This window comes from Teichococcus aestuarii (assembly GCF_042651065.1).
Lineage (GTDB): Bacteria > Pseudomonadota > Alphaproteobacteria > Acetobacterales > Acetobacteraceae > Pseudoroseomonas > Pseudoroseomonas aestuarii.
Window position 1 is genome coordinate 1 of the sequence record NZ_JBHSCH010000105.1, and the last position, 10,648, is coordinate 10,648.

Below are 10,648 nucleotides of genomic sequence, written 5' to 3' on the forward strand. Positions count from 1 at the left end.
TTACAGGTCTCGACAACCCACACCCTACCGAGAACCATTGCGGTGGCCGCCTCCTCAAAAGCGGTCACCTCCTACACCACCACCCGGGACACGACCTCCTCTGCTCGATGAGCCGGAAAGGCGATCGCCGGGGCAAGGCCCCCGTGAAAGCTTCCTCGGCAGCCGAAAGACCGAGCGGAGGCAGGATGAGCCCTTCGAGAGCCAACAGGCCGCCAGCTCCGCTTTCTCCGGCTTCACCGGAGGTTTCTGCGATCGGCAGCGCCTCCGCTCGGCGACCGGCGGCAAGGCGCCGACCGGGATGGAACAACTCGCCGCGGCCACCTCGCCCCAACCCGTGCCCACTGAAACGGGGTAGGGCCAAGCCAGGCAGGCTGAACACTACGCCCACCAGACCGGCAGAAGCTCCGGAGGCTGTCGGCCAGACCGCTCGGCCGGCATGCCCGAGCCGTCAGCCCGGGCTGGTTGGCGAGCCAGCCACCGCATAGCCGGGCCACTCGAAGGCTGGCCGCTGCTGCTCTACGACCCAGCGCAGCACCCTGGGGTCGCGGTCAAGCAAGTATTGCCAACCTCGCACGAGTTCCACGAGGAGCTGGTCAGGCGAGAGCTGCCGCTCGCGCAAGTCGCGGTCGATGCCGGCAAAGGTAATCATGCGCTGGCCGCATTCGTGCTCGGCCAGGATGCGGTCGGATTCCTCGTTCACCCGCCTGCCGAGCTCCGCGTCCCGGAACTGCCCTACGGCCCTTGTGTGCAGGACCGGAACGCCATCGATGATGCCGAGGCCCTGGTAGCCAAGGAGCTTCGGCCAGAGCGAATCAAGTCCCCACCCCCAGCCCGTCGTTGAGAGATCGAAGGTGGGCAGGAGCTTCTCCAGCGCAGCCCGGCTAAAGCCTGGCACCATGATTTCCACGAAGCCGACACGGCGCGCAAAGAAGCTCTGATTCCGCATGCCGATGTAATGGGCGTAGTGCGACCCCTCATGCAGGCCCGGCGCGAAAAGCTGGAACTGCAGCGCGCGTGCCGCATCGAACATCGCGGTGATGGTGTCCTGCGTGGCCAGAATGTCATCGTCCGGCAGCCAGATGTGGTCGTATTCCCGCCAGCCATTCCAGTCGTTGAGGAGCTGCCGGAGGCCTGTCCACTTCGGGCCGGGAATAACGTGGCCCACGATACAGTCCAGGTCTGTCTGGGGCGAGATCTCTTGGAACGGACAAAGGTAGAGGTCCCAATCCCGTGGCTTGCCCTGGTCTATCCAGCACCGGTGCAGCGAGTTCTTGCCCACACGTGCCAGGATCAGGTTCTTTCCCATGTAATTCCCCTTGCCCGACTGATCGGACGGCGGCTGGTTTTAAAATCAAACAAAATCCGGACTCAGCACCCAGCCGCTCGCAGGCTGCAGGGCGTTCGTCTGTACGATATGAGACATTCCGCTTGTAGATTTATTGTTATATTCCGATTTCGTAACCTGCGCTCAGTTTACTGGTTGCTGGTCCTTCTGATGTTTAATCTGGAGGCCTCTTCGCTGTGGCCAACTTGTCCCCGCTTTCCGCCGCATCGCTCGAATATCCTGGCAGTTCCAGCCTGCATGTCACCGCTCCGCCCCGGCTCTCGCCCCGCACGCTCGGCCTCCTCCCGCGCTCTGTCGCTCGGCCAGGCTTCGACGTCGCGGCTCTGCGCCCCGGCATCCTGCATCTCGGCTGCGGCGCATTTCATCGTGCGCATCAGGCGGTGTTCACCCAGCGCGCGCTCCAGGCCTCCAATGCCGCCGAGCCCGAACCATGGGGGATCATCGCGGCGAGTCTGAGGAAGCCGGACATGCGCGACGCCTTGCGGCCCCAGCATGGCCTCTACACCGTCCTGGAACGCGGTGCCGAAGGCGTGCAGGCCGAGGTGATCGGCACGGTACGGGAGGTTCTCTACGCGCCGGAGGAGCACGCGGCGATGGCGGCGCGCTTCCTCGACCCGGACATCCATATCGTCACCCTCACGGTGACATCCGCCGCCTATTGCATCGACGCGACCACGGGGCGCCTCTGCGCCGCGCATCCCGATATCCAACGCGACCTTCACGGCGCCACTCCGCAGAGCGCGATTGGGGTCCTTGTCGCGGGCCTGGCGCAGGTTCGCCAGGCAGGCCTGCGCCCGCCGGTGGTGATGTCCTGCGACAATCTGGCAGGCAATGGCCGCGTGCTGCGCCAGGCCGCAATGGACTACGCGGCGCTGCGGGACGACAGCCTGGCGGAATGGATCGGCACCTCCGTGCAATTCCCGTGCAGCATGGTCGACCGGATCGTCCCCGCGGCGACGGAGGTGGACCAGGCCGACGCCGCGGCGATGCTCGGCCTTCATGACGCGGCGCCGGTTTCCGCCGAGCCCTTCCGCCAGTGGGTGATCGAGACCTTCGAGGGTCCGCGCCCCCGCTGGGAGGAGGCCGGCGCGGAATTCGTGCCCGACGTGGCGCCATGGGAAGCCTCCAAGCTCCGCCTGCTGAACGGGACACACATGGCCATTGCTTACCTGGGTGCCTTATCAGGGTTCCGGACCGTGGCGGAGTTCGTGGCCGACCCGGCCTTCGGATCTTACGCTCTGCGCTTCATGCTGAGGGAGCAGATGCCGACCATGCCGCCAAGCGACCATGACATCACGGCCTATGCGCACCAGTTGCTGCGGCGCTGGCGCAACCCCGGCATCGTCCACCAGCTGACCCGCGTTGGCCGGAATGGATCGGAAAAGCTGCAGACACGTCTTCTCGCCTCGCTCTGCGAGAATCGCCACGCAGGCCGTCCGGCACCCTGCACGACACTCGCGGTGGCAGCATGGATCTGCTGCGCATCAGGCCGCACTGGCCAGGCCGGACCGGTACAGATGGAGGACCCGCTGGATCAGCACCTGAAGGCGATCGGCCAGGCGGCCGGGGACGACGCGGCGCGCCTGACCGATCTCGCCCTGGGCGTGGAGCAGGCTTTCGGGACGGAACTTCCGAATTGTGCCGCCTTTCGGGCCGATCTGACCCAGGCGGTGAGGGCTTTGCAACGGGGCGGAGCACGCGCTGCCGTCATGAGGCTCACGGCCTGAGCGACGCCACCCAGGCATCAAGAGAAAGCACTTCATATGTCTGACATGCTTCAGCCCTTCAGCGCCGTGGTCTTTGACATGGACGGGCTGCTCGTGGATACGGAAAGCCTCGCGATGCGGAGCTTGATGCAGGTCGCGGCGGAGATGAACATCGACGCGCCAGAGGCCTTCTGCCACACGATGATTGGCGTTCCCGCCGATCATTGCCGGATGCTGGTGCAGGAGCGCTTCGGGTCCGGGTTTCCTGCGGACCACTACCTGGGCGCCGCCGGCCGCCATATGGAAGCTCTCATCGAGGCAGGGGCGCTGGCTCTGAAGCCCGGTGTTCTTGAGCTGCTCGCGGACCTTGAGGCACTCGGTACCCGGAAGGCGGTCGCCACGTCATCCAGCCGTGCCAAGGCCGGTCGCCACCTGCGGCGCACGGGCATCCTCGGCCGCTTCGATGCTGTCATCACGCGCGACGATGTCGAGCGCGGCAAACCCCATCCGGATCTGTTTCTCAAGGCTGCCCAGGCTTTGGGTGTGCCGGCAGGGAGCTGCTTGGCATTCGAGGATTCCTATAACGGCGTCCGGGCCGCCTGCGCGGCCGGCATGACGGTGGTGATGGTGCCAGATCTCTTGCCGCCCACGGACGAGATGCGGGCCCGCTGCGCTGCGATCCTCACGAATCTGCACGCGGCGCGCCCAATGGTGTCAGCAAGGCTGACGGCGGCTTGAGCCAATGCATTCGTATGGCCGGTACATACTGCGACGCGGCGCCGTGTTTCGGTTCCTTCGCCGGCATCAGCCTGCTGCCGGCCATCCGGGGCGGGCATAGCCGGCAAGGCAAATGGATCTCTCGGAAGACCTCGCCGTTGAGACGCTGAACCGATTCACCGGGGCCCGCTGAGGAGAGACGGTGGCAATGGCAGGGCAGCCTGGCTTCTCCGGCGTCGTGAGCGGTATGCCGCCCTCCCCGCGGCGGGCGATCCGCTGGAGCGCCCCTCGGCCGCCCTACATGCGGTGCCAATGTCCCGCGTCGTGGTGATGCAGGCACCGTGTCCTATCGGGGCCGGGAAGCAGCCTGCTCCGCCGCCGGCAGGCGCCTGAGCCGGGTGGTGTAGGAGAAGCGTTCCGCCGGGTGCAGGCTGACCGTCACCGCCAGCGGGGCACCGGCGGGGTCGAGGTAGCGGCGGGTGATCTCCAGTGCGTGGCCGCCCGGCTCCGCCGCCAGGGTCTGCGCCACCACGCCCTCCGGAACGCCAGCGGCCCGGATCTCCTGGACCACCTCATCGATGGGCCGCCCGGCGCTCTCCGCCAGCAGTGTAGCGATCAGCCCGCGGAAGGAGCCGTCCTGCAGGCGCTGCCCGAAATCCCGGGGCACGGCGCCCGCGTCGGCATAGCTGTCGGTCCAGCAGAGGGGCAGCCTCGTAGCGTCCAGGGCCACGCGGAGGCTGGCGACATGGACCCACCGGCTGCCCGGGCGCACGGAGAGGCGGGCGGCCAGAAGGTCGTCGGCGATGACCGGGCTGACCTGGAGGACGCGCCGCTCCGTTTCCGCCGCGTATTGCAGCAGGTCGTCGATCCCGGTGAGGGATTGTGCGTAGCTTCCCGGCCGCCGCGGCGCGTCGCTCGTCACATGGGTGCCGGACCGCCGCCGCCGCGACACCAGCCCCAGTTCCTCCAGCCGCAACAGCGCCGCACGGACGGTCGCACGGCTGACCCCGCGGGCCGCCGAGAGCTCGACTTCCGTCGGCAGCCGCGCGCCCGGCGGCAGCACGCCGCGCGCGATCTCCTCGGCGAGTTCCTGGGCGAGCGCTGCGTAGCGGGGTGCTGGGGCGGAGTGTGCGGCCGACATCGTGCCAATGGTACGGACCAAAAAACGGTTGACAAGCAGGGTTGCGTTTTCCTGAATAGTTCGTACCAATCAATAAGTACGAACCAAGGGAGGAAAGACCGCCATGCTGTCCCGCCGCGCGCTGGTCGCTTCCGCGGGCCTCGCGCCTGCCCTCCTGTCCTCGCCCGCCCTGCTGTCCTCGTCCGCCGGCGCCCAGGCCACCGCCAGCTACCCGGACCGGCCGGTCCGCCTGGTGCTGCCCTTCTCCGCCGGAGGGCCGACCGACACGCTCGGCCGCGTCTTCGCGGAGCAGCTCGGCAAGCAGCTGGGCGGTCGCGTGGTCGTCGAGAACCGCACCGGCGCCGGCTCCACCATCGGCGCCGATGTCGTCGCGAAGGCGCCGAAGGATGGCTATACGCTGCTGTTCAACAACCTCTCCCACGCCATCAACCCGTGGCTCTACCGCCGCCTGCCCTACGACGCGGCGGCCGACTTCGTGCCGCTGGCCACGCTGATGGAGGGGCCGGTCGTCCTCCTGGTGGGCGCGAATGCGCCGTATCGGAGCCTCAAGGACCTGATCGATGCGGTTCGGGCGCGGCCGGACCACTTCGACTACGGCTCGGCGGGCAACGGCTCGGCCGCCCACGTCTCCGCCGTGCAGATCCTGTCGCTCACCGGCACGCGCATGAACCACGTCGTCTATCGCGGCGTGGCACCGGCCATGGCGGACCTGATGGCGGGCATCGTCACCCTGGTGAACGACACCTCGACCACCGCGCTGGGCAATATCCGCGGCGGCCTGGTGCGGCCGCTGGCCGTCACCTCGGCCGAGCGGGTGCCGTTCCTGCCGGAGCTGCCGACGGTGCGGGAGAGCGGCATCCCCGAACTGGCGAAGTTCCGGATGTCGACCTGGAACATGCTGCTCGCCCCCGCGGGCACGCCGCCGCCGATCGTGGCGAAGCTGCATGACGAGAGCCGCAAGGCCCTCGCCGACCCCGCCTTTGTCGCCAAGCTGGCGGAGCTCGGCAACGTGCCGATGGCGGCCGCCGACCTCGACGGCACCCGCGCCTTCCTCGCCGCCGAGATGGAGCGCTGGCGCGGCGTCCTGGCAGAGGCGGGGGTGAAGCCCGAATAGGGCGCTTCCGAGAACAGGATGGCCAGCCTGGGCGGCCATCCGCCGAGCATGTTCGAAACCACCGACCCCCGAGAGAGTTCCCGTGGCATCATTCGCTTCCGCGACCACCGTCATTGACTCCGGCCTGTTCCGCGATGCCTTCGGAACGCCCCGGATGCGGGAGGTCTTCTCGGATCGCACCCTGATCGCCCGCTACATCCAGGTCGAGATCGCGCTGGCGAAGGCCGAGGCGCGCTGCGGCGTCATTCCGGTCGAGGCTGCCGAGCAGATCGCCGCCCGCTGCAGCATCGACGCGCTGGACTTCGAACTGCTGCGCAGGGAGACCGACAATGTCGGCTATCCCATCCTGCCGCTCGTCCACCAGCTGGTGAAGCAGTGTGGCGAGGCCGGGCGCTACATCCACTGGGGGGCGACCACCCAGGACATCATGGACACGGCGGACGTGCTGCGCGTCCGCGCCGGGCTGGACGTGATCGAGGCGGAGATCGGCGCCCTCCGGCAGATCCTCGCCGAGCTGGCGACGAAGCACCGCGACACGCCGATGGCCGGGCGCACGCACCTGCAGCAGGCCCTGCCGGTCACCTTCGGCTACAAGGCCGCGATCTGGCTGGCCATGTTCGACCGGCACGCCGAGCGCCTGCGGCAGCTCAGGCCCCGCGTGCTCGTGGGCGAGTTCGCAGGCGCCGCGGGCACGCTCGCCTCACTCGGCGAGCGCGGGCTGGAGGTCCAGCAGGCGTTCTGCGAGGAACTCGGCCTTGGCGTGCCGGTCACCACCTGGCACGTCGCCCGCGACGGCTTCGCCGAGGTGGTGAATTTTCTCGGCCTCGTCACCGGCTCGCTGGGCAAGATCGCCTACGACATCATGCTCATGGCCTCCACCGAGTTCGGCGAGGTGTACGAGCCCTTCGTGAAAGGCCGCGGCGCCTCCTCGACCATGCCGCAGAAGCGCAACCCGATTTCCTCGGAACTGATGCTGGCGGCCTCCAAGGGCGTCCGGCAGCATGCGGGCCTGATGCTGGACGCCATGATCCACGATCTCGAGCGGGCGACCGGCCCCTGGCACGCCGAGTGGATGGCGATCCCGGAGAGCTTCGTCCTCACGGCCGGTTCGCTGCACCAGGCCAAGTTCGCCCTGGGCGGGTTGATCGTGGACGAGGCGCGCATGCGGCAGAACCTCGCCCTCAGCAAGGGCCTCATCGTGGCCGAGGCCGTGATGATGGGCCTGGCACCCTTCACGGGCCGCGACGAGGCGCACGACCTCGTCTACGATGTCTGCCGCGAGGTGAACGAACAGGGCGGCACGCTGGCGGACGCCCTGGCGCGCCACCCGGAGGTCACCCGCCACCTGGACCGCGCCGCCATCGACCGGCTGACCGACCCGGCCAACTATCTCGGCATGGCGCCCCAGATGGTGGACCGCGCCGTCGCCGCTTCACGGCGGCAAGCCAGTTAGCGCCGGAACGGAGGAAGGGACTGCGCCTCCTGGCCGCTTCGGCAGCCCGGGGCGCCCACGAGACCGGATCTCGCGCAGAAGGCGCCCTCGGCCATTCAGCGTCTGCGGCCGCCCGAGGACCGATCGACGGGGGCGACCGGGGTTTGGAACATGTCGGCGGCAAACGTGTCGGCAGCACCGGCGCATCCGTCGGCCCGAGTCCAGTTCAGCGGCCGGAGATCGCCGAGGGCGGCGGTCGGGCCGCGAGGGAGGAAAGAAGATGAACCAGTATCCGGCAAGCCGGCGGGATATGATGGCGCTGGGAGCGGCCGCTCTTGGAGCCTCACTGCTCCCGTCCATGGCGGCCCGCGCGCAGCAGCCGCCCGCCTCCACGGAGAAAGCGGGCTACAATCCGCGCTTCGTCACTTCGCCCGATGGCGTGCGCCTCGCGACATATGAATTCGGCAATCCGCAGGGACCCGCGATCCTGTTCCTGCACGGCTTCGCGCAGGCCGCCTTGTCATGGGACCGGCAGCTGCGCGACCCGGCGCTGGCCCGCGCCTTCCGCATGGTGGCGATCGACCTGCGCGGCCACGGGATGAGCGCCAAGCCACAGGGCGATGCCTTCTACAAGCTAGGCCAGGTCTGGGCCGATGATGTGCGGAGCGTCATCGCCGAACTTGGGCTGCAGCGTCCCGTCCTGGTCGGCTGGTCCTATGCCGGGCGGGTGGTCGGCGACTATCTCGCCGCCCACGGTGCCGATGCCGTGGCCGGCATCAACTACGTCGATGCCAGCAGCACGCTCGGCGACCCTGCCTTCCTGGGCCCTGATGTCGGGCTGCTCGGCCCCCAGGCGATGCTGGCGCCGGGCGTCGAGGGCTTCATCGACGGCACGATCCGGTTCCTGCGCGCCTGCTTCGCCACCCAGCCCGATCCGGCCGATTTCCAGACCATGCTCGCCTTCAACATGCTGGCGCCGCATTACGTGCGTGCAGGCCTCTCGGGCCGTCCCGCCGACTACGCGGCGGTTCTGAGGGCGCTGCGCCTGCCCGTTCTGGTCACCCATGGCGAGAAGGACCGCATCCTGACCCCGGCGATCGCGCGCTTCACCGCCGCCGCCGTGCCGGGTGCCCGGCTTTCCCTCTACCCCGACAGCGGCCACGCGCCGTTCTGGGAGGAGCCGGAGCGCTATAATCGTGAGCTGGCCGAGTTCGTCCAGCAGGCGCAGGCGGCGCGCTAGCACCGCCCCGACCCGACATTTCCCTCATCCACGATATGTCCCGATCAGGTGAATCCACCTGATCGGGTGACGGTGCCGGCAGGCGCCAAGGCCTGGGAAAAGCAGGCCAACCCGGTGCGGACGACCGGAATCGTGCCGCCTCCGGGTTGCTGGCCAAGCCGGAGCCCCGGCCGTATTTCCTCAATCCGGACGAATGTTGGCGGCGGCGATGACCGGCCGCCACTTCGCGATCTCGTCCCGCGTCATCGCCGCGAGCTGCTCCGGCGAGCCGCCCACCGGTTCCACGCCCTGGGCGCGCAGGGTCCTGAGCGCCGCCGGGTCGGCGAGCAGGGCGTTGGTAGCCCGGCTGAGCCGGGCCACGATGTCCGCCGGCATCTTGGCAGGGCCGTAGAGCGACCACCGCCCTTCCACGACGAAATCCGCCACCCCTGCCTCCTGCATGGTCGGCACATCGGGCAGGATGGCGATGCGCTTGGCCGATGTGACGGCAAGCGCCTTCAGCGTGCCGGCCTCCAGATGCGGCTTGAGGCCGAGCGGATGATAGAACATCCCGTCCACCCGTCCGGCGATCAGGTCGGTGATCGCCTGGCTGGCGTTGCGGTAGGGAACGTGCTGCGTCTCCAGCCCCGCCCGCATGTTGAACAGCGCCTGCGAGAGATGCCCCGTGGTGCCGTTGCCTGCCGAGGCGAAGCTCAGCGGCTTCTCCTTGGTCAGCGCGATCAGCTCCGCCAGGGAATTGGCCTTCAGGGCGACCGGCACGCCCAGCACGGATGGCGTGGTGACGAAGGGCGCGATCGGGGTGAAGTCCTTCACCGGATCGAAGCCCAGATTGGGGAAGAGGCTGCTGTTGATGCCGTGCGTGCCGTTGGTGCCGAGCAGCAGCGTGTAGCCATCGCCAGCCGCCTGCGCGACGGCCTGCGCGCCGACATTGCCGCCGGCGCCGGCGCGGTTCTCCACCACCACGGGCTGCCCGACATCCTTCGCCAGCGCGTCGCCCAGGATGCGGCCGAGCGCATCCGTCGTGGTGCCGGCGCCGAAAGGTACGACGAGGCGGATCGGCCGGTCCGGCCATGTGCCCTGCGCCTGTGCGGCACCGTAGCGGGCCAGCAGTGGCGCGGCGGCAAGCCCGCCCAGCAGGGCGCGGCGTGTGGCGAATGTCATGCGGAGGCTCCTGCGCGAGAATTGACGTAGTTGGTGACGGACCCTGTGGCGATGCCGCGACGGAGCGGAACACAGGAGTCCGGAAACTCCTGCGTGAATTGAGCGCCCTGGTCGGCCAGGCTGCCGAGGAAGCGGTCCAGGTGGCGCATGGCGCCATTCGGCAGGTCGTGCAGGACCAGCACGACGGGCCCCGGGCCGCGGCACATGTCCAGCGCCCGATCCACCCAGCCATCCGGATCGCGGAAGTCGCCCGGCACGGCATTCCACAGCACGCAGGTGAAAGCGCCGTGCGTCAGGAGGTCGAGCGCGGCTTGGCTCAGCAGGTGCGGGCCCAGGGCGCCGCCGCCGCCCTGCGGGCGGAACAGCCGGTGTTCGTGCGAGAGATCGCCGATCAGCTCCTGGGTACGGGCGATCTCCGCCTCAGCGGCTGCGGCGCCGCCGGGAGCGTCACCCAGCGGCCCGGCATGGCTCCAGGTGTGATTGCCGATCCAGTGGCCCTCGGCATGCGCCCGTTCCGCCAAAGCGCGATGCGTCGCCAGCTTGTGCCCGAGGACGAAGAAGGTGGCGGGAAGGCCGCGCCGCCGCAGCACCTCCAGCACGCCCGGTGTCACCTCCGGCTCAGGCCCGTTGTCGAAGGAGAGGGTGATGCTGGGCGCCCCGGTTGCGGCGCCCTGGAGCCTCTCGCCCGGCATCGTTTCAGGCCTCGTCCTCGACGGTGTTGACGAGGGTGCCGATGCCCTCGATCTCGATCTCCATCGTGTCGCCGCCCTTCATGAAGACCGGCGGCTTGCG

10 protein-coding genes are annotated in these 10,648 nt (G+C 68.8%); 5 read left to right on the top strand and 5 right to left on the bottom strand.

Annotation, left to right across the window (positions count from 1 at the left end; translation table 11 throughout):
* Positions 1-448: 448 nt before the first annotated feature.
* Positions 449-1,306 (bottom strand): hypothetical protein, encoded by an 858-nt coding sequence (locus ACFOY6_RS22910; protein WP_379637566.1) that lies wholly within the window; start codon positions 1,304-1,306, stop codon positions 449-451.
* Positions 1,307-1,521: 215 nt separating this feature from the next.
* On the opposite strand from ACFOY6_RS22910, the gene ACFOY6_RS22915 reads away from it, so the two are divergent.
* Both ACFOY6_RS22915 and ACFOY6_RS22920 read left to right on the top strand, forming a co-directional pair.
* On the top strand, positions 1,522-3,072 hold the full coding sequence (locus ACFOY6_RS22915) for a mannitol dehydrogenase family protein (RefSeq protein WP_379652344.1): 1,551 nt from the start codon (positions 1,522-1,524) through the stop codon (positions 3,070-3,072).
* Positions 3,073-3,108: 36 nt separating this feature from the next.
* Positions 3,109-3,789, top strand: coding sequence for an HAD family hydrolase (locus tag ACFOY6_RS22920; RefSeq protein ID WP_379637592.1), 681 nt, complete (start codon positions 3,109-3,111; stop codon positions 3,787-3,789).
* A gap of 325 nt (positions 3,790-4,114) precedes the next feature.
* Here the strand turns inward: ACFOY6_RS22920 and ACFOY6_RS22925 are convergent, their stop codons facing one another.
* Entirely contained in the window at positions 4,115-4,909 is a 795-nt protein-coding gene (locus ACFOY6_RS22925; protein WP_379637614.1) for a GntR family transcriptional regulator, read from the bottom strand.
* 103 nt (positions 4,910-5,012) lie between these two features.
* Between ACFOY6_RS22925 and ACFOY6_RS22930 the strand changes: the two genes are divergently transcribed.
* From ACFOY6_RS22930 to ACFOY6_RS22940, 3 genes are all read left to right on the top strand, one after another.
* A complete protein-coding gene (locus ACFOY6_RS22930; protein WP_379637634.1) occupies positions 5,013-6,023 on the top strand; it encodes a Bug family tripartite tricarboxylate transporter substrate binding protein in 1,011 nt (336 codons plus the stop codon).
* An 82-nt stretch (positions 6,024-6,105) separates the two neighbouring features.
* The gene (pcaB, locus tag ACFOY6_RS22935) at positions 6,106-7,476 is read left to right on the top strand and encodes a 3-carboxy-cis,cis-muconate cycloisomerase (RefSeq protein ID WP_379652345.1); all 1,371 of its coding nucleotides are present in this window, start codon (positions 6,106-6,108) and stop codon (positions 7,474-7,476) included.
* Between the two features lie 337 nt (positions 7,477-7,813).
* Positions 7,814-8,695: an alpha/beta fold hydrolase gene (locus tag ACFOY6_RS22940; protein WP_379637737.1), complete on the top strand. Its 882-nt coding sequence runs from the start codon at positions 7,814-7,816 to the stop codon at positions 8,693-8,695.
* Positions 8,696-8,875: 180 nt separating this feature from the next.
* Here the strand turns inward: ACFOY6_RS22940 and ACFOY6_RS22945 are convergent, their stop codons facing one another.
* The 3 genes from ACFOY6_RS22945 to ACFOY6_RS22955 all read right to left on the bottom strand — a co-directional run.
* Positions 8,876-9,856, bottom strand: coding sequence for a Bug family tripartite tricarboxylate transporter substrate binding protein (locus ACFOY6_RS22945; protein WP_379637764.1), 981 nt, complete (start codon positions 9,854-9,856; stop codon positions 8,876-8,878).
* Positions 9,853-10,548: a polysaccharide deacetylase family protein gene (locus ACFOY6_RS22950; protein WP_379637792.1), complete on the bottom strand. Its 696-nt coding sequence runs from the start codon at positions 10,546-10,548 to the stop codon at positions 9,853-9,855. Before ACFOY6_RS22950 ends, ACFOY6_RS22945 begins: the two co-directional genes overlap by 4 nt.
* A gap of 4 nt (positions 10,549-10,552) precedes the next feature.
* The coding region (locus tag ACFOY6_RS22955) for a fumarylacetoacetate hydrolase family protein (protein WP_379652346.1) at positions 10,553-10,648 on the bottom strand (96 nt) is incomplete at its 5' end.

Coding starts and splice junctions, on each gene's coding strand:
- ACFOY6_RS22950 (WP_379637792.1), bottom strand. CDS start 10,548: ATGCCGGGCGAGAGGCTCCAGGGCGCCGCAACCGGGGCGCCCAGCATC.
- ACFOY6_RS22945 (WP_379637764.1), bottom strand. CDS start 9,856: ATGACATTCGCCACACGCCGCGCCCTGCTGGGCGGGCTTGCCGCCGCG.
- ACFOY6_RS22910 (WP_379637566.1), bottom strand. CDS start 1,306: ATGGGAAAGAACCTGATCCTGGCACGTGTGGGCAAGAACTCGCTGCAC.
- ACFOY6_RS22940 (WP_379637737.1), top strand. CDS start 7,814: ATGGCGGCCCGCGCGCAGCAGCCGCCCGCCTCCACGGAGAAAGCGGGC.
- ACFOY6_RS22920 (WP_379637592.1), top strand. CDS start 3,109: ATGTCTGACATGCTTCAGCCCTTCAGCGCCGTGGTCTTTGACATGGAC.
- ACFOY6_RS22925 (WP_379637614.1), bottom strand. CDS start 4,909: ATGTCGGCCGCACACTCCGCCCCAGCACCCCGCTACGCAGCGCTCGCC.
- ACFOY6_RS22930 (WP_379637634.1), top strand. CDS start 5,013: ATGCTGTCCCGCCGCGCGCTGGTCGCTTCCGCGGGCCTCGCGCCTGCC.